The sequence below is a fragment of the Rhizobium sp. FY34 genome (genome assembly GCF_005222845.1).
GTDB lineage: Bacteria > Pseudomonadota > Alphaproteobacteria > Rhizobiales > Rhizobiaceae > Neorhizobium.
Map to the genome: position 1 here is coordinate 228,419 of NZ_STFZ01000018.1, position 25,259 is coordinate 253,677.

Here is a 25,259-nt window from a genome sequence, read left to right on the forward strand (position 1 = left end):
TTCCCCCGTTCGGGCCGTCTTATTGCAGCGGCTTCTCGTATTTGGTGTCGATATCAAGAATTCCGGAAAGACCGGCAATGCGCTTGATCAGTTCGGAAATGCCCTGCAAGGCCAAGAGCGCGAAGCCGGCAAAAATAATGAACTTGACGGGCCAGCGGATCAGGCCGCCGGCATTGGCGGATGTTTCCGACTGCAGATAGGACAGAACGAAAACCGGCCAGGATTGCCAGGCCAGATACAGGCAGGCCGGCAGCAGAAACAGGACGATGCCGATTGCATCAACCCAAAGGCGCTTGCGTGCCGAAATGGCGCCGTAGATCAGATCGACGCGCACATGTTCATTGCAACGCAGCGTGTGTGCCGCGCCCAGAAGAACCACGAAGCCGAACATGTACCACTGGATTTCCAGCCAGGCATTGGAGCTGTAGTTGAACAGGTAGCGGATGATGGCATTGCCTGCGCTGACGAGGCAGCACGCCAGCACCACATAACCCGCGACCTTGCCGATCGCTTCGCTGACCTGGTCAATTGCGCGGCTGACTGCAATTAAAGCCTGCATGGAATGTCCCCCCTGCTTCTTGCATCTTAACTACGTCTAAAACACTGCTCTGTGCAACGTTTGCAATGCCGCATTCCGGACGCATCTATACCAAATATGTCGCTCAACCTCCTATGCGCGCACAGAGGGAAAAGCAATCGGGCCGAAGGGCTAAGATTCGGCCTGTTTGCGCCATTTTTGCACCATCAACAGGCCTTTGCCATCGCATTGCTCTTTTAAGGGTTTTTGTGTAGCGCTATAGTCTGTGGGCAGGACTTGACCGCTGGCCAGCGCATGGCGCGTTGCGGTCTTTTAGGGAGAGCATGGGAATGGACAATCATCAGGCGGGACCGGTCGAGACGGGCGCAGCGATGGATTATCGCGAGCACGAAAAGACCTATAATCTGTTTCTGGCAGGCGCGAAGTGGGGCACGATGATGGTGGTGGTCCTGCTGATTGCCATGGTCGGCGGTTTTTTTGCCGGGGGCGGCCTTCTGGGCGGCACGGCATTGTTCCTCATCCTCAATGCTGCCGGCTTTTACCTGCTGCGCTGAATTTTCCCCACGAAAAAGCCCGGTCAAGCCGGGCTTTTTGCTAAGGCTTCAGTAAGAGCCAATCACTCGAAAAACGCTCATGCGCCAGGCGTGCGCGTGCGTGCTGCGCCGTCCTGTGCTGGTTTGTAATCCGGCTCGAGGCGTATAGCGTGGCTGTAGGATTTCAAGGCGCGTGCCTTGTCACCCTTGCGTTCATAAACCAGCGCCTGGTTAGCCCAGGATTCCGCCAGCTTGTCGTTCAACTCGATTGCATGGTTGAAATCGGCAAAGGCATTGTCGTCGTCATTCAGCGCCAGATAGGAGACGCCACGGCCGTTATAGGGTTCCGGTGAAGAGGGCGACAGCGAGATGGCGCGGGAGAAATCCTCGATCGCCTGAGCATGCTGGTTGCGCAATTGGTAGATCAGGCCGCGATTGTGGAAGGCGCGACCGTCGGTCGTGTCCAACTGGATGGCGCGGTTGAAATCGGCAAAAGCTTCATTGGTGCGGCCGGCCTGGCGATAGATATTGCCGCGACCGATCAGAGCGACGTCGTAATTCGGGTTGATCTGCAGCGCGGTATTGTAATCGGCCACGGCCTCGGCCGGCTTGCCGACATTGCGGTTGGCAAGGCCGCGGTTGGCATAGGCCTGGTAGAAGCGCGGATTGAGTTGGATGGCACGGTTAAAGTCTTCGAGTGCGCGCTTGAAATCGCCTGCGCGGCCATAGGCGGTACCGCGCACATTATAGGCTTCCGGGTCCTGCGGGTTCGACTGGATGACCGAGGACAACGAGGCAATATTCTGCTCCGAGCCCTGCGCGCGATCAAGGCGGATGAGGTCGGTGCTGCTGTTGGTCTGGCAGCCAGCCAGCGCAAGGCTTGCCAGAAGAAGGGCTGCTCCCGGCAGGCCAGATCGTGAAATACGCTTTCTGCGCGTCAGCTCGAAGGAAGGGCAGGCGGCATGCGGATTTACAGTGGTCGTGGCGGCCATCAGGCGCAGGTCCTCGTGTCACTCAAAGGAGATTGGACGGTGCAGGTAAACGGAAAAAGCGGTGGCGAACAATATCGCCCCCGCCTTAAAGCACGGAAAAACGTCGAAAAAGCGACCGATTAACGGGCGGCGGGGCGTGGTGCCGCAATCAGGCCTTCGCGCTGCATGCGCTTGCGTGCCAGCTTGCGAACGCGACGAACGGCTTCAGCCTTTTCGCGGGCGCGCTTCTGAGAAGGCTTCTCGTAATAATCGCGCATCTTCATTTCACGGAAAATGCCTTCGCGCTGCATCTTCTTCTTGAGAGCGCGGAGAGCCTGATCGACGTTATTGTCGCGGACAAGTACCTGCACGTGAATCCCGTTCCTTTGGTTCTTTGAGTTGACCGCCCCGAAACTGCCCAGTCCGTGACGAAATAAGAGATTGCGTGGCGGATCAGCCTCGCGATTGGTGAAGGCACATAACAGAAGGTATTTGTGAAGTCCAGCAGGCTTGCGCGGCGCGTGTGAAAAATCACCGGGATTTGTTGAAAGCCATGGTTTGCAGGGGCTTCAGGCTTCTGTCCCGGCTCTCCCAAGGCGCTCAGGGGGCGATGGGGATTTGCCATTCACTCGTGCTGCGCCATATGCACCTTGTATTTCATCACGCGAAACTCAGGAGCGATTATGCGCAGTCTGACCTATTCGATATTCGGAAAGCCCGCCGAGGTTCTGGCCGTCTGCGAGCTTGCCACGCCGCAGCCCGGTCCCGGCGAAGTGCGGGTGAAGATGCATCTGTCGCCCATCCACAATCACGACCTCCTGACCATCAGCGGCCAGTATGGCTACAAGCCCGATCTTCCCTCCGGCTCCGGCAGCGAGGGCATGGGCATGATCGATGCGCTGGGTGAGGGCGTTACCCATGTCAAGCCGGGCCAGCGGGTGGCGGCGAGCGGGTTGAAGGGCGCCTGGTCTGAATATGCCATTGCGCAGGCGCTTTCCGTAGTGCCGCTGCCCGATGATGTATCCGACGAGACGGGGGCGCAGTTGATCGCCATGCCGCTCAGCGCGCTGACGCTTTTGGAATTTACCGGCATCCGCAAGGGCCAGTGGCTGATCCAGAATGCCGCAACCGGTGCCGTAGCCAAAGTCATGTCGCAGCTGGCGCGCAATCGCGGCATCAATGTCGTCAATCTGGTGCGCCGGGCAGATGCCGTGGCTGAACTTGGCGAACTGGGCATCGGCAATGTCGTTGCAACCTCTGACGAGGGCTGGAAGGAGAAGGTGGGCGCGATCACCAATGGTGCAGCGATTGCCGTGGGTGTCGATGGCGTTGGCGGCACGGCCTCCGGCGATCTGTTGTCGCTTCTGGGCGAGGGCGGCCAGTTGATTTCCTTTGGCCTGATGTCCGGCCAGCCCATGCAGATCTCATCTGCCGACCTGATCTTCAAGCAGGCGGTGGTCAAGGGCTTCTGGCTTGCCAAGCTGATGACCACGATGACGCCCGAGGATATGCGCCGTCTGGTGGGCGAACTGGTCACGCGGGCTGCCAGCGGCGAGATGATTTTGCAGACGGATGGCGTCTATCCGATGGCGGATGCGGCAAAGGCGATGACGGCCGCCATGCAGCCCGGCCGCAAGGGCAAGGTGCTGCTGGATTTGACGCGATAAGCTCTGCTGCACCGCGTCACTATTTTGTGCGTGTCGAAAGAAGAGACGGAATGCGTCGCAAAGCAGCCATTGCGACGCGCATTGATTTGCGATCAGTATGGTTCTACCCAAGGCCGGTCCTCAAGGCCCCAAGGAGCTATAGGCAGATATGCGCAAATATTCGGTCTTTGCGGTGGCCCGAGAGGCCATGCGCAGCCACAAGGGATGGGAACCGCAATGGGTCTCGCCGGAACCACGCTCATCTTATGATGTCATCATCATCGGCGGCGGCGGGCATGGCCTGGGCGCTGCCTATTATCTGGCCAAGGAGCATGGCATCACCAATGTCGCGGTGATCGAGAAGGGCTGGCTCGGCGGCGGCAATACCGGCCGCAATACCACCATCATCCGCTCCAACTATCTCTACGAAGAGAGCATGGATATCTACGAGCATTCCCTGAAACTTTGGGAAGGTTTGAGCCAGGAGCTGAACTATAACGTCATGTATTCGCCGCGCGGCGTGATGATGTTGTCGCACAACACCCATGACCAGCAGAGCTTCAAGCGGCATATCAATGCCAATCGTCTCTACGGCATCGACAATGAATGGCTGACGCCGGAACAGGCCAAGGCCTTCTGTCCGCCGCTCGATATTTCGAAAACCGCGCGCTATCCCATCAACGGTGCGGCACTGCAAAAGCGCGGCGGCACGGCCCGTCATGATGCGGTGGCCTGGGGCTATGCGCGCGCGGCGTCTGATCTCGGCGTCCACATCATCCAGAATTGCGAAGTCACCGGCATCCGCCGTGGCGCAAACGGCGAAGTGACTGGCGTGGAAACCGGCCGTGGCTTTATTGGCGCGAGGAAGATCGGCGTCTCGGCGTCGGGCCATTCCTCCATGCTGATGCAGATGGCCGATGTGCGCGTGCCCCTGACCAGTAATCCGCTGCAGGCGCTGGTTTCGGAGCCGCTGAAGCCGATTTTCCCCTGCGTCGTCATGTCGAACACCGTGCATGCCTATATTTCGCAGTCCGACAAGGGCGAACTGGTCATCGGTGCCGGCACCGACCAGTATCATTCCTATTCCCAGACCGGCGGTTTGCAGATCATCACCCATACGTTGGATGCGATCTGCGAGCTTTTCCCGATCTTCCGGCGCGTCAAGATGATGCGCCAATGGGGCGGCATTACTGACAATACGCCCGACCGTTCGGCAATTCAGAGCGTCACCCCGGTTCAGAACCTGTTCGTCAATTGCGGCTGGGGCACCGGCGGCTTCAAGGCTACGCCCGGTTCGGCCAACCTGTTTGCGCATCTGATTGCCAAGGGTGAGCCGCATCGTTTGGCGTCGGGCCTGACGCTCGACCGTTTCCGCACCGGCCGGCTGATCGACGAGGCGGCTGCTGCTGCCGTCGCGCATTGATGGGGGTCTGGATGTTCCCGATCAGCAAGATTCCCCCTCTGGCCTGCCGGACTACCGGGATTGAGCCACGGGTCTCAACCCGTCCTTCGGACCCCCCACAAGGGGGGAGAGGATATGCTGCAATGTTTCGCTTCTTATCAATCGACGGTGCTCCGGGTGAAGCCCCTCCCCCTTGTGGGGAGGGGTTGGGGCGGGGACTTGACCCTTCCATTCTGTGTGGCCTGCTTACTCAATCCGTTCGGGGACCCATCGCATGTTTCTGATCAAATGCCCCTATTGCGGCGAGAACCGCTCCGAACTGGAATTCCGCTGGGCCGGCGAGGCGCATATCGCAAGGCCGGAAAACATCGTGGATATTTCGGATGAGGCATTCGCCGAATATTTCTTCCTGCGCGACAATGTGAAGGGCGTCGCCTATGAGCGCTGGCGCCATATCCATGGCTGTGGTCGCTTCTTCAACGCCATCCGCGATACGGTGAGTGACAATTTCCTCATGACCTACAAGGCAGGCCTGCCGCGCCAGCCTGTTCCGGGTGCCGAGCCCGCCTCCCCAGATGCCAACTCCGCCGGTGCCGCATGACAAAATCCTTCCGTATCAAGGGCGCCGGTCGCCTGACGCCGGCCCGCACGGCGCGCTTTACCTTCGATGGCAAGACCTATTCGGCGCTGGAAGGCGATACGGTCGCCTCGGCGCTGCTCGCCAATGGCGTTCACCTGATGGGTCGCTCGTTCAAATATCACCGCCCGCGCGGTATCCTGTCGGCCGGACCCGAGGAGCCGAATGCGCTTCTTGACGTGGCGCGCGATGCTGCCCGCCGCCAGCCGAATGTGCGCGCCAGCGTGCAGGACGTGTTCGATGGCGCCATCATCCGATCGCAAAACCGCTTGCCGACGCTTGCCTTCGATATCGGCGCGATCAACAACCTGCTGTCGCCGTTTTTTGCCGCAGGTTTCTACTACAAGACCTTCATGTGGCCGCGCGAGGCTTGGGCAAAGATCTATGAGCCGATCATCCGCCATGCGGCTGGCCTTGGTGTTGCGCCGAAGGAAGAAGATCCCGATCACTATGCCAACCGCTTTGCCCATTGCGATGTGCTGGTGGCGGGTGCCGGCGTTGCCGGCCTGACGGCTGCTCTGTCGGCGGCTGAAACGGGCGCCGAGGTGATCCTGGTCGATGAGCGGGCCGATGTCGGCGGGGCGCTTTTGTTTGACACGTCCACCATGATCGACGGCAAGCCCGGTTATGACTGGGCGCAAGGCGTGCTGGTCAGACTGAAGGCCATGGCCAATGTGACGGTGCTGACCCGCACCACCGCCTTTGGCTATTACACGCACAATTTCATAGGCCTGGTGGAGCGGGTGACCGACCACCTGCCTCGGCCTGCCAAAAACCTGCCGCGCGAACGGCTGTGGCAGGTGCGCGCCAAGAAAGTGGTCATGGCAACGGGCGCCATCGAGCGGCATATGGTCTTTGCCAATAATGACCGCCCCGGCATCATGCTGGCTTCGGCTGCGCGGATGTATCTCAATCATTATGGTGTGGCTGTTGGCGAAAAGGTCGGTGTCTACACCGCGCATGACAGTGCCTATGAGGCGGCAATCGACCTGAAACGTGCTGGCGTCGATGTGGTGTCGATTGTCGATTGTCGCGCAAGGCCCGGCGAGGCAGTGCTGTCTGCCGCCCGTGCGCTGGGCATCGAGGTGCTTACCGGCTATTCGGTCATTGATACGTCAGGGCGCCTGCGCGTCTCCTCCATGACGGTTGCCCGCAACGGTTCGACCAACAACCGCAAGATCAAGATTGATGCGCTTTTGATGTCCGGCGGTTGGACGCCTTCGGTGCATCTCTTCTCGCAATCGCGCGGCAAGCTGAAATTCGACACGCAGAACGAACGTTTCCTGCCGGATATCCACGTGCAGAACGGCGTTTCCATCGGTGCCTGCAATGGCACGGACGAGCTCTCGGCCCTGCTCGCCGAGGCGGTGGCTGCCGGCGGCGGCTCAATCTCCGTCTCCGGCAGTTCTGCCTATAGCTGGACAGGCGGCATGATCGGGGCTGGCGAAGGTGCGGGCCAGGAAACGACGGTCAAGGCTTTCGTCGATTTCCAGCACGATGTGACGGCCAAGGATATTCGCCTTGCGGTGCGCGAAGGCATGCATTCCATCGAGCATATCAAGCGCTTCACGACGAATGGCATGGCGTCCGATCAGGGCAAGATGTCCAATATGCACGGTCTGGCAATTGCTGCCGAAGTGCTGGGCAAGGAGATCCCGCAGGTGGGCCTCACCACCTTCCGCGCGCCCTATACGCCCGTCACCTACGGCACGCTGATTGCGCATTCGCGTGGGCCTCTGTTCGATCCGGCCCGCAAGACGCCGCTGCATGGCGAACTGGCGAAGGCCGGTGCCGAATTCGAGGATGTCGGCAACTGGAAGCGCGCCTGGTATTTCCCCCGCCGTGGCGAGGATATGCATCAGGCTGTGAACCGCGAGTGCAAGACCGCACGTGAGGTTGCCGGGCTTTTCGACGCCTCGACGCTCGGCAAGATCGAAGTGGTCGGGCCGGATGCGGCAAAGTTCCTCAACCTTCTTTACACGAATGCCTGGGATACGCTGAAACCCGGCAAGTGCCGCTACGGCATCATGACCCGCGAGGACGGCTTCGTCTACGATGACGGCGTTGTCGGGCGGCTTGCCGAAGACCGCTTCCATGTGACGACTACGACGGGCGGTGCGCCGCGCGTGATGGCGCATATGGAGGATTACCTCCAGACCGAATTCCCGGACCTGAAAGTGTGGCTGACCTCCACCACCGAACAATGGGCGGTGATTGCCGTTCAGGGGCCGAAGGCGCGCGATATCATTGCGCCTTTCGTTGAGGGTCTGGACCTTTCCAATGAGGCCTTCCCGCATATGAGCGTGGCGGAATGCAGCGTGATGGGCGTGCCAGCGCGGCTTTTCCGCGTCTCGTTTACCGGCGAGGTCGGCTTTGAAATCAATGTACCGGCCGATTTTGGCGCATCCGTCTGGAAGGCGCTCTGGGCGAGGGCGGAAAGCATGGGGGCCTGCCTTTATGGCACGGAAGCCATGCACGTGCTGCGCGCCGAAAAGGGCTATATCATCGTTGGCCAGGATACCGACGGTACCGTGACGCCGGACGACGCCGGGCTCGGCTGGGCGGTGTCGAAGAAGAAGCCGGATTTTGTCGGTATTCGCGGGTTGAAACGGCCGGATCTGATCCGCGAGGGCCGCAAGCAGCTTGTCGGCCTTCTGACCAAGGATCCGAACGAGGTTCTGGAAGAAGGCGGGCAGATCGTTGCCGATCCGAACGAACCAAAGCCGATGACCATGCTCGGTCATGTCACCTCGGCCTATTGGTCGGAAAATCTCGGCCGCTCCATCGGTTTTGCGCTGGTGGCCGGCGGGAGGGCGAAAATGGGCCAGACGCTCTATGTGCCGATGAAGGATAAGACGATTGCCGTCGAAGTCACCGATATGGTGTTTTTTGACAAGGAAGGAGGCCGTATCCATGGCTGAGCTTGCCACCCGCACCCTGCCGCTTGCCGGTCTTCATGGCGGCTCGTCCGTCGCAAGCCTGACGCCGGCTGAGCCTGCCGAACGGGTCTCGCTGCGCGCCAGGCCGGAGGATGTCGAGGCCCTGTCCAATGTTCTCGGCCTTCAGCTGCCAATGGCGGCGAAGACCTCGGCCTCTGCCGGCGCGCGCCATGCGCTCTGGCTCGGGCCGGACGAATGGCTGCTGATCGATGAGGGTGAGGGCGGCATGATGGCGGCACTTTCCGCCTGCACTGCGCTGCATTCGGCAACCGATATCTCGCACCGCAATACAGCCATTCTGGTTGCCGGCTCCGGTGCTGCCAAAACCCTGAATGGCGGCTGCCCGCTCGATCTTTCGCTGAAAGCGTTTCCGGTCGGCGCCTGTGCCCGCACCCTGTTCGGCAAGATCGAGGTGGTGGTGTTCAGAACCGCCGGGAATGCCTTTCGCCTGGAATTCTGGCGCTCGTTTTCGGACTATGCCTTTGGCCTGCTTCACGAAGCAGCGGAAGATGCCGCGATTTGAGATGTCTGGATTTTGACGCGACGCCAGCTCACTCGCCGGGTTGGCGCAGTTTCTGCTTGCGGTCCAGGTCTCGTTCATAAAGGCGTACAGCCATATAAGCGCAGAGTGCAATAATGGCTGGAATGCCGAACGAGATGAAAAGCCAGTCACCTATCATGCCAATTTCCTCAAGACGCGTCTTGCCAGGTAATGCAGGAATACGGACACCATCAGCCAACCCATGAGATACAATAGCACGGCATAGCTGAATCGGATACCGATGTTACCAAGGCCGTAAAAGCATGGCTGCAACGGGCGTTGCTATGCCAATGGTGAAGCATGAGGTGGAGGCGCGATCCAGCGCATTCGCCGGAAGCTTTGTCAGCTCCATTTCGGCCGATGTCATGCCATAGGTCCGGTACCAAGAGGTGCGAAATGCCGCTCCCGTTCCATATAGTCCCGCTGCCGGTCCGTCACATAGTCGCGCACGATCGGGGCTGCATCCCGGTTGCGTGACAGCTGCATGTGAAACACCATCTGACTGCCGGTGCGGAACATCATTTCGGCGCTGATCAGGTAGAATTCCCACATGCGGGCAAAGCGTTCATCGTAAAGGGCGATCACCTCGTCGCGATGCGCCTCGAAGCGCTCGGTCCAATGGCGCAGCGTCTCGGCATAATGCAGGCGCAGGAATTCGAGATCGGTCACCCAAAGGCTGTTCTGTTCCACCACTTCGAAGACCTCCGACAGTGCCGGCGAATAGGCGCCCGGAAAGATGTATTTGCGCAACCAGGGGCTAGCCATGCCGGGTGGGCTCATATGGCCAATCGAGTGAATGACGGCGAGCCCGTCATCCGGCATCAGGGCGTTCAGCTTCTTGAAGAACTCGTCATAGTGATGAACGCCGACATGTTCGAACATGCCGACCGAGACGATCCGGTCGAATGTCTGCGTGACATCGCGGTAATCCTTGAGTTCGAAGTGGACGCGGTCTGCAAGACCTGCCGCCTGCGCGCGGCTCGATGCCAGCGCCTGCTGTTCTTTGGACAGCGTTACGCCGGTCACGTGGACATCTTCGAGTGTCGCAAGATAGAGCGCCAGATCACCCCAGCCGCAGCCGATATCCAGAACCTTCATGCCCGGCTTCAGGCAGAGTTTTGCTGCCAGCAGCCTCAGCTTGTTGCGTTGCGCCTGTTCCAGCGTCTCGCCCGGATCGCGAAAATAGGCGCAGGAATAGAGCATGTTCTCGTCGAGGAAGAGCTTGTAGAAGTCATTGCCGAGATCATAATGGTGGGCAACATTCTGCTGCGCCTGACCTTTTCGGTTCGACTGCTGGCGCTTGCGAAACTTCATCTTGATCGCCCGCAGCACTTTCTGCAGCGGATAGGACCCGAGCGACAGCCTGTTCATGGAGAAGAGCTTCAGGAAATCGCGAAGGTGTGACCCTTCCTCAAACCGCATCGTGCCATCCATATAGGCTTCGCCTGCGGCAAGTTCCGGGTTGAAAACGAGGCTGCGGTAGAGCTTGCGATCCGTCAGCCGCATGGTGACGGAGATGCCTGGTGTGCCTTCAAAAACGTGCCGTCTTCCCTCGGCATCGATCACCGTCAGGCGACCCTTGCGGATAAATGATTTCATCATATGCGAAAGCGGAAACATCAAGCATCCTCGCTGTTTTGAAATGAACTAACGCGCTACCATCGGCATTCGGGAATGTTGAAATCGGATTGATGCATAGTGGTGGGTGCTGGCTCAAGCGTCGTCTGGCCGATCCTTCGGATCGAACTGCACGATTGTCGTCCAGGTGGCGGTCAGAGCTGGCTTGCGTTCCTCCTCGATTTCCACCGTTATGTCATAGGTGGTCATCATCATCGAGGCGCCGCGAAGCCGCATGTCCGTTAGCGTGAAATGTCCGCGAACCCGCTTGCCGGCGCGCACCGGAGAGCCGAAGCGGATCTTGTCGAAGCCGTAGTTCAGCCCGAGCAGCTGTTCCCGGATTGTGGGAAGCGCATTGTAATTCATGGCAGACAGTAGCGAGAGCGTCAGGAAGCCGTGGGCGATCGTGCCGCCGAACGGGCTTTCTGCCTTGGCGCGTACCGGGTCCACATGGATGAACTGGTGGTCCTGCGTCGCATCGGCAAAGGTATCGATCATCGTCTGGTCAACGGTAATCCAGTCGGAAACGCCAACCTCCTGGCCGACCAGATCCTTCACGTCCCTGAGCGAAATTTCACGCGCCATGGGCACCTCTTGTCATTCGGATCAACCGATCTGAAGTCTTACAGTATTCCTGCCCGTCTGTAAGTGTGCAATGCACACGTCACGTCGTCACCGCCCAGGTGACGGAGCGTGGCGGAAGGCTGAAATCCGACAATCGCTTATTCGTTGCAAGATCCTGCCAGGGGCCGCCGGGCAGCCAGGTCTTCAGCACTTCATGGCTGCGATTGAACAGAATAGCGAGCCGGCAGGGCAGGCCCGTTTGACGGTCGATACTCTTCAGCAGCATGGCGAGATAGGCCCGCTCTGGGTTCTCCCAGTCGCCGACACTCATCGGCTGACCATGCTCGTTCAGCCAGGTGACATCCTCGTTTTGCCCCGTAAAAAAGCTGGCCTTTGAGAAGACATCAAAGCGCCGGCGAAAGCGGGAAAGTTCAGCCGTGCGCGCGATCAGCTGCGGATCAAGCGCCGACCAATCGATCCAGGTAATGGCATTGTCCTGCGCATAGGCGTTGTTATTACCGGCCTGGCTGCGTCCGCCTTCGTCGCCGGCCGTCAGCATCACGCTGCCGCGCGTGGCAAACAGTGTGGCGAGCAGCGCTTCCACATCCGCGCGCCGGGCGGCAATAATCTGCGGATCCTCGCTCTTGCCCTCTACGCCATTGTTCCAGGACTGGTTGTCATTGTGGCCGTCGCGATTGTCCTCGCCGTTGGCCTCATTGTGCTTGTGCTGGTGCGAAACGAGATCCATCAGCGTGAAACCGTCATGGGCGGCGAGAAAATTGACGCTGCGTGTGTGGTCCAGACCATGGCGCGAGAAAATGTCGGAGGAGCCGGCAAGGCCGCTTGCCAGCACGCCGGTCTTGCCCGCATCGCCGCGCCAATAGCTCCTTACATCATCGCGTGCCCGGTCGTTCCATTCGAGGAAAGGCGGGGGGAAATTGCCGAGCTGGTAGCCGCCGGGGCCGATGTCCCAGGGTTCGGCAATCATCACCCGGTCTGACAGAACACTATCGGTAAGGATGGCCGTCAGGGTCTCGCTGTCACGGGAAAAGCCGTTGATGCTGCGGCCAAGAATGGGGGCGAGATCGAAACGGAAGCCATCGACGCCGGCATGCAGCACGAAATGGCGCAGCGTATCGACAATCAGCTGGCGCACCATCGGGTGGTCGCAGGCAACCGTATTGCCCGTGCCGGTATCATTGACGAGATGCCCCGGCTCGCCGGGCATGTGGTGGTAGTAGGTCAGGTTGTCGATGCCACGCAGCGACAGCGTTGCACCATGCCGGTCGCTTTCGCCGGTATGGTTGAAGACGAGATCGAGGAGCACGCCGATGTCGTTTTCGTGCAGAATACGAACGGTTTCGGCCAGTTCCGCCATGCCGCCCGGCACCAATCGCGGATCGAGCGCCATGAAGGCGACGGGGTTATAGCCCCAGCCATTGGTGAGGCCAAGCGCCGGCAGATGCCGTTCGTCGATCCAGGCAGTGATCGGCATCAGTTCCACGGCGTCAACGCCGATATGTTTCAGATGCGCAAGCACGGCAGGATGGGCAAGGGCTGCGACCGTGCCGCGCTGGTATTCCGGCACATCCGGATGCAGCATTGTGAAGGGGCGCACCGCCACTTCGTAGATCAGACCGCCCGGCGCAAATTGCGGCTTTTCGCGTTTCACCGGTTTTTCCGAGGTCAGAATGGCCTTCGGTACAAGCCCTGCTGTCTCCACGCCGAAGTGCGACAGCTTCGCATCATGGCGGAAGGGGCGGTCCAGCTGCTTGGCGTAAGGGTCAACCAGCAGCTTGGAGGCATCAAACCATAGGCCTTGATCGGGTTCATAAAGGCCATGGGCGCGAAAGCCGTAACGGGTGCCTGCGCCAAGACCATCGATGTTCAGGATGAAAAGGCCGTCATCGGCGCGCGGCATGGTTAGCCGCGCCGTTTCCGTCTCGCCATCTTCGTCGAAAAGGCAGAGCTCCATGCTGCTCGCATGGGCGGAGAAGATCGAGAAACGAGCGCCCTTTGGTGTCAGGACGGCGCCGAGCGGGCCTTGGGTCATGAACTGTCCGGCTTTCATGTTGGGGGCCGAGCTGCCCGTGGGATGCAGTGCGAGAGAGGGTCGCTGCTTTGTCCGTCTACCTCTTTTCGGTATCATGCATCGGCGCATATTAATGATCGCCCAAAGCCGCGCCGGTATCCTTCTCCCCGGCCAGGGAGAAGGAGCTTGTTTGGCACCAGGATCAGGTAATCACCGTCGGCGCATCGCGACCGGTGCGCGTCTTGATCTCGGCGATCTCGTCGGCCACTGCGATCAGGTCGGCGAGCGCTTCCTGCGTTTCGATGCCATGGCCGGCAGCGTCCGGCTCGTAGCGTTCGACATAAAGGCGAAGCGTTGCGCCCGATGTGCCGGTGCCTGACAGGCGGAAGACCACGCGGCTGCCGCCCTCAAACAGAATGCGGATGCCCTGGTTCTTCGAGACCGAGCCATCGACCGGGTCAAGATAGGCGAAATCATCGGCGCTTTCGACCTTCAGCGCGCCGAACGTCTTTCCGGGCAGCGAAGCGAGTTTGTCGCGAATGGCTGTGACAAGACCGTTTGCGGCATCCGTGTCCACTTCCTCGTAATCGTGGCGCGAATAGTAGTTGCGGCCAAACTCCGCCCAGTGCTTCGTCACGATGTCCTTCACGCTTTCCTTGCGTGCTGCGACAATGTTCAACCAGAACAGCACGGCCCAGAGACCGTCCTTTTCGCGCACATGGCTTGAGCCGGTGCCGAAGCTTTCCTCGCCGCAGACGGTGACCTTGCCGGCATCCATCAGATTGCCGAAATATTTCCAGCCGGTCGGTGTTTCATACATGCCGATGCCAAGCTTTTCGGCCACGCGGTCTGATGCGGCGCTGGTGGGCATGGAACGCGCAATGCCGGCTATCCCGGCCTTGTAGCCCGGCGCGCAGGTGGCATTGGCGGCAATCACCGCAAGACTGTCGGAGGGCGTGACGAACATGCCCTTGCCGACCACCATATTGCGGTCGCCATCGCCATCGGAGGCGGCGCCGAAATCCGGGCCGTCGGCGCTCATCACGTCGTCATAAAGTTCCTTGGCGTGAACGAGGTTCGGGTCCGGGTGGTGGTGGCCGAAATCGGGAAGCGGGATTTCGTTGCGCACGGAGCCTTTGGCTGCACCCAGGCGCTTTTCGAGGATTTCCACGGCATAGGGTCCGGTGACCGCGCTCATGCTGTCGATCACCACGCGGAAGCCCGAGGAAATCAGATCGCGGATGGCGGAAAAATCAAACAGGGTTTCCATCAGGTCGGCATAATCGGTCACCGGATCGATGACCTCGACCACCATGCCGGCCAAATCGAAGGAGCCGAGCGTATCGAGATCAATATCGGCGACCTCGGCGATTTTATAGGTATCGATCACCTTGGTGCGTGCAAAGATCGCGTCGGTGATCTTTTCCGGGGCCGGGCCGCCATTGCCGATATTGTATTTGATGCCGAAATCTTCCGTCGGGCCGCCGGGATTGTGGCTGGCCGACAGAACGATACCGCCGAAGGCATCATATTTGCGAATGACATGCGAGGCAGCCGGCGTTGAGAGAATGCCGCCCTTGCCGACCATGACCTTGCCGAAGCCAGAGGCTGCCGCCATTTTCAGCGCCATCTGGATGACTTCGCGATTGTAGTAGCGGCCGTCGCCGCCGATCACCAGCGTCTTGCCTTCAAAGCCCTCCAGGCTGTCGAAGATCGACTGGATGAAGTTCTCGGCATAATTCGTCTGCTGAAAAACCGGCACCTTCTTGCGCAGGCCGGATGTTCCCGGCTTCTGGTCCAGATAGGGCGTGGTGGAGACGGTCTTGATCATCAATGCGGACCTTTCGGTAGAAGACTGGAATAAAGCTTGGCGTAAAGCGCGGCACTCTTGTCCCACGAGACGTCGGATTTCATGCCCTGCTTCTGGATCTGAGCCCATGTTTTTGTTTCACCATAGAGGCGCACGGTGCGGCGGATGGCGCGTTTCAGGCTGTCGAGGGTGACCGGCCCGAAGGAAATGCCGGTGGCGCTTTTCGTTGAAAGGGCGGCCGGATTGGCGTCGATCACCGTATCGTTCAAGCCGCCGGTGCGCGATACCACCGGCACGCAGCCATAGCGCAACCCGTAAAGCTGGGTCAGCCCGCAGGGTTCGAAGCGCGAGGGAATAAGAATGGCATCGCAGCCGGCCTGCATCAGATGCGACAGCGGCTCGTTATAGCTGACGGCAATTGCCACACGGCCCGGATGGCGTGCGGCGGATGCCTGGAGTGCACCGACAAGGGCGGCATCGCCGGAGCCGAGCACGGCGAGCTTGCCGCCCAGTGCCACGATCTCATCGACGGCCTCGGCCACCAGATCCATGCCCTTCTGCCAGGTCAGCCGCGAGATGACGCAAAACAACGGGCCATCATCCTCGATGAGGCCGAACTGCGCTTCCACCGCACGCTTATTGGCCTGCCGGGCCTTGATATCGGTGATCGAATAATGATGGCCGATCGAATCATCGGTGAGCGGGTCCCAGACATCCGTATCGATACCGTTGACGATACCGTGCAGTTCCAAAGCGCGCCGGTTGAGGAGACCTTCCATGCCCATGCCGAATTCGGGGGTGAGAATTTCCTCGGCATAGGAGGGGCTGACGGTGCTGATCGCCCAGGCGGTCTGGATGCCGGCTTTTAGAAAACCCACCTGACCGAAATATTCGATGCCTTCCATATCGAAGGCATGCGCGGGCAGGCCCAGATACGGGAAGATATTGGCATTGTAATTGCCCTGGAAGGCGATGTTGTGGATGGTCATCACGCTTGGTCGAGCCGGAGTTTCGCCAAAGCGCATATAGGCGGGAACAAGACCCGCCTGCCAGTCATGCACATGAACCAGATCCGGCTGCCAGCCGGGCATCTTGCCACCGGCAATCTCGGCACCGGCCAGTGACAGGGCGGCAAAGCGTCGCCAGTTGTCGAAATGATCGATGCCATGCGTGTCGAGATAGGGCCCGCCCGCCCGATCATACAGGGCAGGGGCATCGAGCACCAGCAGGTCGAGACCGGCCACCTGCGCCTCAAGCACGTCGGCATGGGTGCCAAGCAGGTCATCAAAGCTCATGCGGATAGCGACGTCCCTCAGCGCCGACATCACTGCCGGATAGCCCGGAATGAGGGTCTTCGTCGCAACGCCTTGTTTCTGAAGCGCCAGCGGCAGTGCCCCCGCCACGTCTGCCAGGCCTCCGGTCTTGATCAGCGGATAGATTTCGGAAGCAACTGACAGAACCTTCATACGTTCCCCTTATCTCGTTGTAGCCAAAGACGGCGCAGCGTGCCGCGCCGTTGACGAAATGGCGTGTGATCAGAGATCCAGCTTGTCGATCATCGCTTGGGTGATCAGGCAGATGCCGTTTTCGCTGCGTCGGAAGCGCTTGGCGTCAATGTCGGGATCTTCACCGACGATCAGCCCTTCGGGAATGGTTACACCCGCATCGATGACGACATTGCGAAGCTGGGCGCGACGGCCGATCCGCACATTCGGCAAAACGACTGCGCCTTCGAGACGCGAATAGGAATTGGCACGCACACCGGTAAACAGCAGGCTGTTGTAGAGCGAGGAACCGGAAATGATGCAATCGCCCGACACGACGGAGGAGACGGCCGAACCGCGACGATCCTCGTCGTCATGCACGAATTTCGCCGGCGGGGTAATCTCGGCATAGGTCCAGATCGGCCAGGACTTGTCATAGATATCGAGTTCGGGAACGATGCCGGTCAGGTCGATATTGGCCTGCCAATAGGCATCGATCGTGCCGACATCGCGCCAATAGGCCTGTTTTTCGAAATCGGAGCGTACGCAGGATTCGTTGAAGCGGTGCGCCACGGCCTTACCATTGGCAACGATCCACGGAATAATGTCCTTGCCGAAATCGCGGCTGGATGTGGGGTCGGCGGCGTCGCGGCGCAGGCAATCCATCAGGAACTTCGTGTGGAAGACATAGATCCCCATGGAGGCCAGCGCAAATTCCGGCTTGTCGGGCATGCCCGGCGGATCGGCCGGCTTTTCGACGAAGGCAATGATCTCGTCCTTGTCGTTGACATGCATGACGCCAAAGCCGGTGGCTTCCATGCGCGGCACTTCCAGGCAACCGATCGTCACGTCGGCGCCGGAATCGACGTGCTGCTGCAGCATCAGCTCGTAGTCCATCTTGTAGATATGGTCGCCGGCCAGGATGACCATATATTCGGGGTTATAGGGCTCGATGATATCGATGTTCTGGAACACCGCATCGGCCGTGCCTTCATACCATTGCGTTTCGGATACGCGCTGGGAGGCAGGCAGGATATCGAAGCTTTCATTGCGTTCCGGGCGGAAGAAGTCCCAGCCGCGCTGCAGGTGGCGGATCAGCGAATGCGCCTTGTACTGGGTGGCAACCCCGATGCGGCGGATGCCGGAATTCAGTGCGTTGGACAGGGCAAAATCGATAATGCGGGCCTTGCCGCCGAAATAGACGGCAGGTTTGGCGCGGCGATCCGTCAGCTCTTTCAGGCGGCTCCCCCGGCCTCCTGCCAGCACATAGGCCATGGCGTCGCGCGCCAGCGGCTGGATGCGTTTTGTCGTCATGTTTTCTTCCTCCCGTTACGCAATCAGTTTTCCGGCTCAAGCATGATGGTGGCGAGCGGCGGCAGTGTGACTTCGGCATGAATGATGCCGCCGGCCGAAACCGCTTGCACTCTCCCGCCATTGCCCTTGCCGCTGCCACCGTAAATTTCGGCATCGGTATTCAAGATCTCCCGCCAGCGCCCGGCGCTGGGCAGGGGCACGCGGTAATTCTCCCTAAGGACCGGGGTGAAGTTGGTGATGACGGCCACCGGCTTTTCGCCCGGCGCCTTGCGCAGCCAGGCATAGACCGAGTTTTCCGAATCATCGGCGATCAGCCATTCAAAGCCGCCCGGTTCGCAATCGCGCGCATGCAGCGCGCGCTTTGAGCGGTAGGTGAAGTTGAGATCGCGCACCAGACGGCGCACGCCCTCATGCGGATTGTAGTGCAGGAGGTTCCAGTCCAGCGAACGCGCTTCGCTCCATTCGCTCCACTGGGCAAATTCCTGGCCCATGAACAAGAGCTTCTTGCCGGGATAGCCCCACATGAAGGCATAGAAGGCGCGCAGATTGGCGAATTTCTGCCAATCATCGCCGGCCATTTTGGCAATCAGCGAGCCCTTGCCATGCACCACTTCGTCATGGCTGAGCGGCAGCACGAAATTTTCCGAATAGGCGTAAAGCAGGCCGAAGGTCAGCTCGTTGTGATGATGCTTGCGGTGCACGGGTTCACGCTTCAGATAGCTCAGCGTGTCATGCATGAAACCCATGTTCCACTTGAAGCCGAAGCCGAGCCCGCCCTCATGCACCGGATGCGAAACCTTGGGCCAGGACGTGCTTTCCTCGGCAATCGTCATGACGCCCGGATGCGCCCCATAGCTCAGCATGTTGAGCTTCTGCAGGAAACGCACGGTCTCGAGGTTTTCGCGCCCACCATATTCGTTGGGCACCCATTCGCCGTCCTTGCGCGAATAGTCGAGGTAGAGCATCGAGGCGACCGCATCGACGCGCAACCCGTCGAGATGGAATTTTTCGGCCCAATAGAGCGCATTGTTGATGAGGTAGGACAGAACCTCGATCCGGCCGAAATTGTAGATCGCGGTGTTCCAGTCCGGGTGAAAGCCCTGGCGCGGATCGGCATGTTCGTAAAGGGCTGTTCCGTCGAACTCGCGAAGCCCATGCGCATCGGTCGGGAAATGCGCCGGCACCCAGTCGAGAATGACGCCGACACCGACCTTGTGGCAGCCGTTGACGAAGCGGGCAAAGCCTTCCGGCTCGCCGAACCGGGCGGTCGGCGCATAAAGGCCGGTCGTCTGGTAGCCCCAGGACGGATCGAAGGGATGTTCGGTGATGGGTAGGAATTCGATATGGGTAAAGCCCATGTCGGTGACGTAAGGGATAAGCTCGGAGGCCAGTTCGTCCCAGCTGAGGAATGTGCCATCGGCGCGGCGCTTCCAGGATCCGGCATGCACTTCATAGATGGAAATCGGTTGGCGGCGATGATCTGCCTCTGCCCAGAATTTGCGGTGCGCCTCGTCGCTCCAGGTCTGTACCAGTTCCGGTGCCGTCACCGATGCCGTTTGCGGGCGCATTTCGGCGCGCCGCGCATAGGGGTCGGCCTTCAGCGGCAGGACGGTTCCGTCCTTGGCAATGATCTCGAACTTATAGTTGGAGCCCACCCGCACATCCGGGGCAAAGATTTCCCAGATGCCGGTATCGGAGCGCAGCCGCATGACATGGCGGCGACCGTCCCAGGTGTTGAACTCACCCACGACCGAGACGCGTGCTGCATTGGGGGCCCAGACGGCAAAGTGAAAGCCATCGACACCCTCATGCTTCAGCGGATGGGCGCCCATCTTGTCGAACAGGCGCAGATGCGAGCCTTCGCGTACGAAGTAATCGTCCATCGGCCCGAGCACCGGGCCGAAGCTGTAGGGGTCTGTCAGCGCCCATTCCACATCGCCGCGCCGTGCGCGGTACCGCACGGGTCGCGGGCTTTGCAGGGATACGATGCCTTCGAAAAAGCCTGCTTCGTGACGGCAGGTCAGTTCGCCGATTTCCGTCCCGTCGAGCGAAAGGGCGGTAACGGCCTCGGCACCGGGGATGAAGCAGCGGGCAAGCATGCCGCCGCCCACCTTGTGGGTGCCGAGGATGGCGAAGGGGTTGCGATGAGAACCGCTGATGATCGCCTCGATCTCGGCAGGCGGAAGTTCACCACTGGTCTGTCCGTTCCTGCCGAGGTCTTTGGGCGTATCGTTCATCAGGCTCTCCAGATCTCCGTGGCATACTGGCGGATGGTGCGATCCGACGAGAACCAGCCCATACGCGCGGTATTGCGGATCGTCTTGGCATACCAGGAGGTCGGATCGCTCCAGATCTGGTCCACGTCGCGCTGTGCCTTGGCATAGGCGTCGAAATCACCGGCCACCATGAACCAGTCGCCATTGTAGATGCCGTCCATCAGTGCCGTGAAGCGCGACCGGTCATCGGGCGAGAAAACGCCGGAGGAAATCGCCGACAGCGCCTGCGACAGCTCGCGGGAGGCCTCGATGATGGCGCGCGGATTGTGGCCCTCGGCGCGGGTGCGGGCAACTTCCTCGGCGGTCATGCCGAAGATCACGATGTTTTCTTCACCCACATGGTCGCGCATTTCGACATTGGCGCCATCGAGTGTACCGATGGTGAGCGCGCCGTTCAGCCCGAATTTCATGTTGCCGGTGCCGGATGCTTCCATGCCGGCCGTCGAAATTTGCTCGGAAAGATCGGCTGCAGGCACCATGACTTCGGCCAGCGACACATTGTAGTTGGGGATGAAGACGACCTTCAGCAGGCCGCGCACCGCCGGATCATTGTTGATGACGCGGGCCACGTCATTGGCCAGTTTGATGATCAGTTTGGCATTATGGTAGCTCGGGGCGGCCTTGCCGGCAAACAGCTTGACGCGCGGCACCCAGTCGAGTTCCGGATGCGAACGGATCTGGTCATAAAGCGCCACCGCCTCGATGATGTTGAGAAGCTGGCGTTTGTATTCGTGGATACGCTTGATCTGGATGTCGAACATGGCCGAGGGATCGAGCCTGATGCCCATGCGGCTGCCGACGAGATTGGCAAGCTGCACCTTGTTGGCCCGTTTCACGGCGGCGAATTTCTGCTGGAAGGAGGAATCCTCGGCAAAGGCATCCAGTCCCTTCAGCGCATCGGTATCGTCCTTGAAGCCTTCGCCGATCGCCTCGGTGATCAGGTCGGTGAGGCCCGGATTGCACTGCATCAGCCAGCGGCGCGGGGTAATGCCGTTCGTCTTGTTGTTGATGCGGGTGGGATAAAGCGCATGCAGGTCGGCAAACACGGTTTCCTTCATCAGTTCCGTATGCAGCGCCGATACGCCATTGATCGAATGCGAGCCGACAAAGGCCAGATTGCCCATGCGCAGGCGCCGATCGCCATTTTCGTCGATCAGCGAGATCGAGCGGATCTGCGCGTCGCTGAACTTCTTTTCCTTGCGGGCTTCCAAGAGGATCTTGGTGTTGATCGCATAGACGATCTGCATATGGCGCGGCAAAAGCCGCTCGAACAGCGGGATCGGCCAGCTTTCCAGCGCTTCGGGCAGAAGCGTGTGATTGGTGTAGGAGAAAGTCTTGCGGGTGATTTCCCAGGCTTCGTCGATATCCATGCCATGCACGTCCGACAGAAGACGGATCAGCTCGGCAATGGAGACTGCCGGATGCGTGTCGTTGAGCTGGATGGACACCTTGTCATGCAGGTTGGTGAAATCCGGATATTGCTGCAAGTGGCGGCGCAGGATGTCCTGCAACGAGGCCGACGAGAAGAAATATTCCTGGCGCAGGCGCAGTTCCTGGCCGGCCGGGTTGGCATCGGCCGGATAGAGAACGCGGGTCAGTGATTCGGCCTTGTTGCTTTCGCGCAGCGCGCCGATATGGTCGCCGGCATTGAAGGCATCAAGTAGGATCGGGTCGATCGGCTGGGCCGACCAGAGGCGCAGCGTGTTGACGCGCTTGCCGCGCCAGCCGACGATCGGCGTATCATAGGCCATGGCGATGACGCGCTCGGCGGGCTTCCAGACATAGCGCGGTGCATCGTCATAACCACCGACGCTTTCCACCGAACCGCCATAGCCGATTTCATAGGAGCTTTCGCGCCGCTCGAACTCCCAGGGGTTGCCGTGGGCCAGCCAGGTTTCCGGCAATTCCACCTGCCATCCATCGGCCATCTGCTGGCGGAAGAGGCCATGCACATAGCGTATGCCATAGCCGTAGGCGGGGATATCGACCGTGGCCATGCTTTCCATGAAACAGGCAGCCAGTCGGCCAAGACCGCCATTGCCGAGCGCGGCATCCGGTTCCAGACCGGCGATCACGTCGATATCGACGCCGAGCGAGATCAGCGCGTCGCGGATCTCGTTCATCAGGCCGAGATTGGAGACGGCGTCGCGCATCAGGCGGCCGATGAGGAATTCCAGCGACAGATAATACACACGCTTGTCGCCCGTCCGGTAAACCTTGCGCGTCGATTCCATCCAGCGGTCAATGATGCGGTCGCGCACCACCAGGATCGTGGCCGTTAGCCAGTCATGCGGCTTGGCAACCTTGGCGTCCTTGCCGATGCGGTAGGTCAACCGCTCGATAATCTCCTCTGCCATGATCTCTGGGCTGGAGCTGCGCGGTGCGGGCTGGGGGATATCTACCGGAGAGAGCGTATTGTTCATGAGGTCGCCAACTTTGCTGGGGGAACGTGGGAGGGGGCGTTCGATTCAGTGCATGGCATGTTGTCCGCTGACAGTTTATGCATCGTTATGATGCACATGCAATCGCCTGCTGCAATGGGTTTCCGCAATGATTTCCAAAGCGCTGTGAATTGACGCCGAAAAAACGCGCAAACGCCCGCTTTTCAGCGGGCGTTCCGATAAGTTCAGGTGCGAGATCAAGGCTTTGGCTGGGTCAGTTGGTCAGCCGTGACGAGGTCTTGGCCGCCTTGCGGCCGATATCGCCGAAGGCCTGCACGAGCTTGGCCATGTTGTCAGCTTCATAGTAGTTGTCATCGCTGGAAGCGCAGGCAGACAGCAGCGATTTTCCCTTGTCCGGTGCCATGAAGGCAACGGTAAAGACAGTGATGCCGTCGTCCTTTGCCGTCTTACACTGGGCGCGCACCTTGTCGTCGATTGTCTTGTTCCAACTGCTGCTGTAGCCGGTCATTTCGCCATCGGTCATCAGCACGATGTAGCGGCCAAAGCTGATATTGTCTTTTGCCTTGTGCTGAGTCTCTTCGGTCTTGTTGCTCTTTCGCAGAGCGGCGAAGGCCACATCCATGGCGCCTGTGGCATCGGTGCCGCCTTCCGGCACGGCCGGTAGGTCAGCCACATATTTTGCTGCCTTGGTGGTTCCCCAATCCGGCTTTTCTTCCTTCTGGGTCTCATGCGTATAGGAGACGGCGCCAATGCGGATCAGCTTCTTGGCCTCCTGTTCGCGCAGGGCCGTTGTGGTGGCGTCCGGTGCCGAGGCCTTCTGCAGTTCGCCGAACAGCACATTGGCTGCAGATTTCAGAGCGGCGATCTTGGTGACGTAGTTGGGCACGGTCTTCGTCTGGTTGTACCAGCCATAGCAGGTTGTGTTGTTTCCCCACCAATCCTTGCAGGCATAGCTGCCATAAACCTGTTCCTGCACCTGCTTTGTCGGATTGACCGGATCGACGGTCGTCGTGTCCCAGGCCATGGAGCCGGAACGATCAAGCGCCAGATACATGGACAGGGCATTGCCCTCGCGGGCACTGGCCGCGACGCTCGAAATGCTGATCGGCACGGTGGTAAAGCCAAGCATCTGGGTCAGCGGGTTCAACTGGACATTGGAAGTCGTGGTGATGCGTACTTCGAATGCCTTGCTCGTTCCGCCTGTGGATGTTGCGGTGGCCTGAGCGGTCGTGCTGGCTTCAAGGGCTGCGCGTAACGCGTCCAGTTCCGCCTTGGTGGCGCCGCTCTGTTCATACTCCATCAGCGTCTGGCTGATCAGATAGCTTTCGGCAACGGCCATGGCCTGCGCTTCGGTAATGTCTTCGGAGGACATTTTCGATGCTGCGGCAAGCGTTGCCGCATCGGCGGTTGCCTGGAGATCGGCCTTCTGCTGCAAAAGGTTGGTGAGGTCGATTGCCATGCCGCCGACGCCGATGGTGACCGGCAACAGGATGGCCGTCATCATGCCGAAATTGCCACCGCGATCCCGCAGCATGCGCCAAAATGTCGATCTGCTCATCATAGCCACCCGTTCGTGCTCATCACAACGCACTGATGAATAAGGCAGGGACCTGATCAAACCGCTAAGCAGAATGGTGGCATTTGAGTGAAACGCCCGAAAGCGGGGCGATTATTGCTTCAAAGGTACCACATCGACCGATTGTACCGTTTTGTGTTTACCGTAAGTCTTTAAAACGCCGATGACGGGGGCCACGTCGGCATAGTCGCGACCATAGCCCACGACGATATGGTCGGAGCTCGCGGTGATATTGTTGGTCGGGTCCAGTTCGATGAACCCTTCCGCCGCGCCGCACCATACCCTGACCCAGGCATGCATGGCGTCTGCACCTTCCAGCCGCTCCTTGCCCGGTGGCGGAATGGTGCGCAGGAAGCCGCTGACATAGCCCGCCGGAATGCCGAGGCTGCGCAGGCCGACGATCATGATATGGGAAAAATCCTGGCAGACGCCGCGTTTCAGCTTGAAGGCTTCGCGCGGTGTGGTGTCCACAGTCGTCGCATCCGGATCATATTTGAAATCCTTGTGGATGCGGGCGCAAAGGGATGTGGCGATCTCGCGCACCGTCTGGCCGGGCTTTAGGCCTTCGCGGGCGTAAGCCGCAATCGCCGGCTCGAAGGGCAGCCTCGGGCTGGAACCCGTCAGGTGATGCGGCGAGCCGGCATCCACCGACCAGAGATCGGCCAGTTCTTCCGTCAGCGTGGCAAGTTCGGGCGAAAGGTCTGCCGTCAGCGGCATGGTCTCCACATGCACGCGGGCCTGCATGCGGATGTCCAACTTGTCATGCGGGGCGCGAAACAGGATGGACGTGGTCGGCTGGCCGAAGAAATCGGTAAAGCTTGCCCGCTCGTCTGCTGTTGGTGAAATGGTGATGGAGCCGGCAATCAGCCGCTGGCGGTTCGGCAGCGACAGAGGCAGAAGGCGGACGTGATGGCGCGCACCGGAGGCCGGCGCCTCGTAGACATAGCCCATGTGCAGCGAGAGATCGTAGAGCATGG

The 25,259-nt window shown here is 59.9% G+C and carries 20 protein-coding genes; 6 read left to right on the forward strand and 14 right to left on the reverse strand.

What is annotated here, in order from left to right:
* Nucleotides 1-19: 19 nt before the first annotated feature.
* The gene (locus E8M77_RS15335; protein WP_137131500.1) at nucleotides 20-559 is read right to left on the reverse strand and encodes a TRAP transporter small permease subunit; all 540 of its coding nucleotides are present in this window, start codon (nucleotides 557-559) and stop codon (nucleotides 20-22) included.
* A gap of 308 nt (nucleotides 560-867) precedes the next feature.
* Here E8M77_RS15335 and E8M77_RS15340 point away from each other — a divergent pair, with 308 nt between their 5' ends.
* The gene (locus tag E8M77_RS15340) at nucleotides 868-1,092 is read left to right on the forward strand and encodes an aa3-type cytochrome c oxidase subunit IV (RefSeq protein WP_137131501.1); all 225 of its coding nucleotides are present in this window, start codon (nucleotides 868-870) and stop codon (nucleotides 1,090-1,092) included.
* Nucleotides 1,093-1,169: 77 nt separating this feature from the next.
* On the opposite strand, the gene E8M77_RS15345 is transcribed toward E8M77_RS15340, so the two are convergent.
* Together E8M77_RS15345 and rpsU are read right to left on the reverse strand one after the other, a co-directional pair.
* Nucleotides 1,170-2,063, reverse strand: a complete 894-nt coding sequence (locus E8M77_RS15345; RefSeq protein WP_137131502.1) for a tetratricopeptide repeat protein — start codon at nucleotides 2,061-2,063, stop codon at nucleotides 1,170-1,172.
* A 119-nt stretch (nucleotides 2,064-2,182) separates the two neighbouring features.
* Entirely contained in the window at nucleotides 2,183-2,413 is a 231-nt protein-coding gene (gene rpsU / locus E8M77_RS15350) for a 30S ribosomal protein S21 (RefSeq protein WP_137131503.1), read from the reverse strand.
* A gap of 312 nt (nucleotides 2,414-2,725) precedes the next feature.
* Here rpsU and E8M77_RS15355 point away from each other — a divergent pair, with 312 nt between their 5' ends.
* From E8M77_RS15355 to E8M77_RS15375, 5 genes are all read left to right on the forward strand, one after another.
* Nucleotides 2,726-3,709 carry a zinc-binding dehydrogenase gene (locus E8M77_RS15355; protein ID WP_137131504.1) on the forward strand — a complete coding sequence of 328 codons (984 nt, stop codon included), beginning with the start codon at nucleotides 2,726-2,728 and terminating at the stop codon, nucleotides 3,707-3,709.
* 148 nt (nucleotides 3,710-3,857) lie between these two features.
* Complete coding sequence (locus E8M77_RS15360; protein ID WP_137131505.1) at nucleotides 3,858-5,111, forward strand: sarcosine oxidase subunit beta family protein; 1,254 nt, start codon at nucleotides 3,858-3,860, stop codon at nucleotides 5,109-5,111.
* Between the two features lie 253 nt (nucleotides 5,112-5,364).
* Nucleotides 5,365-5,691: a sarcosine oxidase subunit delta gene (locus tag E8M77_RS15365; protein ID WP_137131506.1), complete on the forward strand. Its 327-nt coding sequence runs from the start codon at nucleotides 5,365-5,367 to the stop codon at nucleotides 5,689-5,691.
* Nucleotides 5,688-8,648, forward strand: coding sequence for a sarcosine oxidase subunit alpha (locus tag E8M77_RS15370; protein WP_137131507.1), 2,961 nt, complete (start codon nucleotides 5,688-5,690; stop codon nucleotides 8,646-8,648). The genes E8M77_RS15365 and E8M77_RS15370 overlap by 4 nt, the downstream gene beginning before the upstream one ends.
* Nucleotides 8,641-9,189: a sarcosine oxidase subunit gamma gene (locus E8M77_RS15375; RefSeq protein ID WP_137131508.1), complete on the forward strand. Its 549-nt coding sequence runs from the start codon at nucleotides 8,641-8,643 to the stop codon at nucleotides 9,187-9,189. The genes E8M77_RS15370 and E8M77_RS15375 overlap by 8 nt, the downstream gene beginning before the upstream one ends.
* Before the next feature lie 28 nt (nucleotides 9,190-9,217).
* Here E8M77_RS15375 and E8M77_RS24400 read toward each other — a convergent pair whose 3' ends face one another.
* The 11 genes from E8M77_RS24400 to E8M77_RS15430 all read right to left on the reverse strand — a co-directional run bounded on the left by E8M77_RS24400 (nucleotide 9,218) and on the right by E8M77_RS15430 (nucleotide 25,257).
* Nucleotides 9,218-9,346 carry a hypothetical protein gene (locus E8M77_RS24400; RefSeq protein WP_281408198.1) on the reverse strand — a complete coding sequence of 43 codons (129 nt, stop codon included), beginning with the start codon at nucleotides 9,344-9,346 and terminating at the stop codon, nucleotides 9,218-9,220.
* A gap of 224 nt (nucleotides 9,347-9,570) precedes the next feature.
* The gene (locus E8M77_RS15385; RefSeq protein WP_137131509.1) at nucleotides 9,571-10,827 is read right to left on the reverse strand and encodes a cyclopropane-fatty-acyl-phospholipid synthase family protein; all 1,257 of its coding nucleotides are present in this window, start codon (nucleotides 10,825-10,827) and stop codon (nucleotides 9,571-9,573) included.
* A 93-nt stretch (nucleotides 10,828-10,920) separates the two neighbouring features.
* Nucleotides 10,921-11,409 carry a MaoC family dehydratase gene (locus tag E8M77_RS15390; protein WP_137131510.1) on the reverse strand — a complete coding sequence of 163 codons (489 nt, stop codon included), beginning with the start codon at nucleotides 11,407-11,409 and terminating at the stop codon, nucleotides 10,921-10,923.
* A gap of 79 nt (nucleotides 11,410-11,488) precedes the next feature.
* Entirely contained in the window at nucleotides 11,489-13,441 is a 1,953-nt protein-coding gene (gene glgX / locus E8M77_RS15395) for a glycogen debranching protein GlgX (protein ID WP_137131511.1), read from the reverse strand.
* Nucleotides 13,442-13,622: 181 nt separating this feature from the next.
* Nucleotides 13,623-15,251: an alpha-D-glucose phosphate-specific phosphoglucomutase gene (locus tag E8M77_RS15400; protein WP_137131512.1), complete on the reverse strand. Its 1,629-nt coding sequence runs from the start codon at nucleotides 15,249-15,251 to the stop codon at nucleotides 13,623-13,625.
* Nucleotides 15,251-16,696, reverse strand: a complete 1,446-nt coding sequence (gene glgA / locus E8M77_RS15405; RefSeq protein WP_137131513.1) for a glycogen synthase GlgA — start codon at nucleotides 16,694-16,696, stop codon at nucleotides 15,251-15,253. The genes E8M77_RS15400 and glgA overlap by 1 nt, the downstream gene beginning before the upstream one ends.
* A 69-nt stretch (nucleotides 16,697-16,765) precedes the next feature.
* Nucleotides 16,766-18,028 carry a glucose-1-phosphate adenylyltransferase gene (glgC, locus tag E8M77_RS15410; protein ID WP_137131514.1) on the reverse strand — a complete coding sequence of 421 codons (1,263 nt, stop codon included), beginning with the start codon at nucleotides 18,026-18,028 and terminating at the stop codon, nucleotides 16,766-16,768.
* A gap of 23 nt (nucleotides 18,029-18,051) precedes the next feature.
* The gene (gene glgB, locus E8M77_RS15415; protein WP_137131515.1) at nucleotides 18,052-20,265 is read right to left on the reverse strand and encodes a 1,4-alpha-glucan branching protein GlgB; all 2,214 of its coding nucleotides are present in this window, start codon (nucleotides 20,263-20,265) and stop codon (nucleotides 18,052-18,054) included.
* A complete protein-coding gene (locus E8M77_RS15420) occupies nucleotides 20,265-22,727 on the reverse strand; it encodes a glycogen/starch/alpha-glucan phosphorylase (RefSeq protein ID WP_137131516.1) in 2,463 nt (820 codons plus the stop codon). The genes glgB and E8M77_RS15420 overlap by 1 nt, the downstream gene beginning before the upstream one ends.
* Before the next feature lie 232 nt (nucleotides 22,728-22,959).
* Nucleotides 22,960-24,264, reverse strand: coding sequence for a TadE/TadG family type IV pilus assembly protein (locus E8M77_RS15425; RefSeq protein ID WP_246659279.1), 1,305 nt, complete (start codon nucleotides 24,262-24,264; stop codon nucleotides 22,960-22,962).
* Between the two features lie 111 nt (nucleotides 24,265-24,375).
* Nucleotides 24,376-25,257 carry a transglutaminase family protein gene (locus tag E8M77_RS15430; protein ID WP_137131518.1) on the reverse strand — a complete coding sequence of 294 codons (882 nt, stop codon included), beginning with the start codon at nucleotides 25,255-25,257 and terminating at the stop codon, nucleotides 24,376-24,378.
* Nucleotides 25,258-25,259: the final 2 nt, after the last annotated feature.

Coding starts and splice junctions, on each gene's coding strand:
- E8M77_RS15335 (WP_137131500.1), bottom strand. CDS start 559: ATGCAGGCTTTAATTGCAGTCAGCCGCGCAATTGACCAGGTCAGCGAA.
- E8M77_RS15340 (WP_137131501.1), top strand. CDS start 868: ATGGACAATCATCAGGCGGGACCGGTCGAGACGGGCGCAGCGATGGAT.
- E8M77_RS15345 (WP_137131502.1), bottom strand. CDS start 2,063: ATGGCCGCCACGACCACTGTAAATCCGCATGCCGCCTGCCCTTCCTTC.
- E8M77_RS15355 (WP_137131504.1), top strand. CDS start 2,726: ATGCGCAGTCTGACCTATTCGATATTCGGAAAGCCCGCCGAGGTTCTG.
- E8M77_RS15360 (WP_137131505.1), top strand. CDS start 3,858: ATGCGCAAATATTCGGTCTTTGCGGTGGCCCGAGAGGCCATGCGCAGC.
- E8M77_RS15365 (WP_137131506.1), top strand. CDS start 5,365: ATGTTTCTGATCAAATGCCCCTATTGCGGCGAGAACCGCTCCGAACTG.
- E8M77_RS15370 (WP_137131507.1), top strand. CDS start 5,688: ATGACAAAATCCTTCCGTATCAAGGGCGCCGGTCGCCTGACGCCGGCC.
- E8M77_RS15375 (WP_137131508.1), top strand. CDS start 8,641: ATGGCTGAGCTTGCCACCCGCACCCTGCCGCTTGCCGGTCTTCATGGC.
- E8M77_RS24400 (WP_281408198.1), bottom strand. CDS start 9,346: ATGATAGGTGACTGGCTTTTCATCTCGTTCGGCATTCCAGCCATTATT.
- E8M77_RS15385 (WP_137131509.1), bottom strand. CDS start 10,827: ATGTTTCCGCTTTCGCATATGATGAAATCATTTATCCGCAAGGGTCGC.
- E8M77_RS15390 (WP_137131510.1), bottom strand. CDS start 11,409: ATGGCGCGTGAAATTTCGCTCAGGGACGTGAAGGATCTGGTCGGCCAG.
- glgX (WP_137131511.1), bottom strand. CDS start 13,441: ATGACCCAAGGCCCGCTCGGCGCCGTCCTGACACCAAAGGGCGCTCGT.
- E8M77_RS15400 (WP_137131512.1), bottom strand. CDS start 15,251: ATGATCAAGACCGTCTCCACCACGCCCTATCTGGACCAGAAGCCGGGA.
- glgA (WP_137131513.1), bottom strand. CDS start 16,696: ATGAAGGTTCTGTCAGTTGCTTCCGAAATCTATCCGCTGATCAAGACC.
- glgC (WP_137131514.1), bottom strand. CDS start 18,028: ATGACGACAAAACGCATCCAGCCGCTGGCGCGCGACGCCATGGCCTAT.
- glgB (WP_137131515.1), bottom strand. CDS start 20,265: ATGAACGATACGCCCAAAGACCTCGGCAGGAACGGACAGACCAGTGGT.
- E8M77_RS15420 (WP_137131516.1), bottom strand. CDS start 22,727: ATGAACAATACGCTCTCTCCGGTAGATATCCCCCAGCCCGCACCGCGC.
- E8M77_RS15425 (WP_246659279.1), bottom strand. CDS start 24,264: ATGAGCAGATCGACATTTTGGCGCATGCTGCGGGATCGCGGTGGCAAT.
- E8M77_RS15430 (WP_137131518.1), bottom strand. CDS start 25,257: ATGCTCTACGATCTCTCGCTGCACATGGGCTATGTCTACGAGGCGCCG.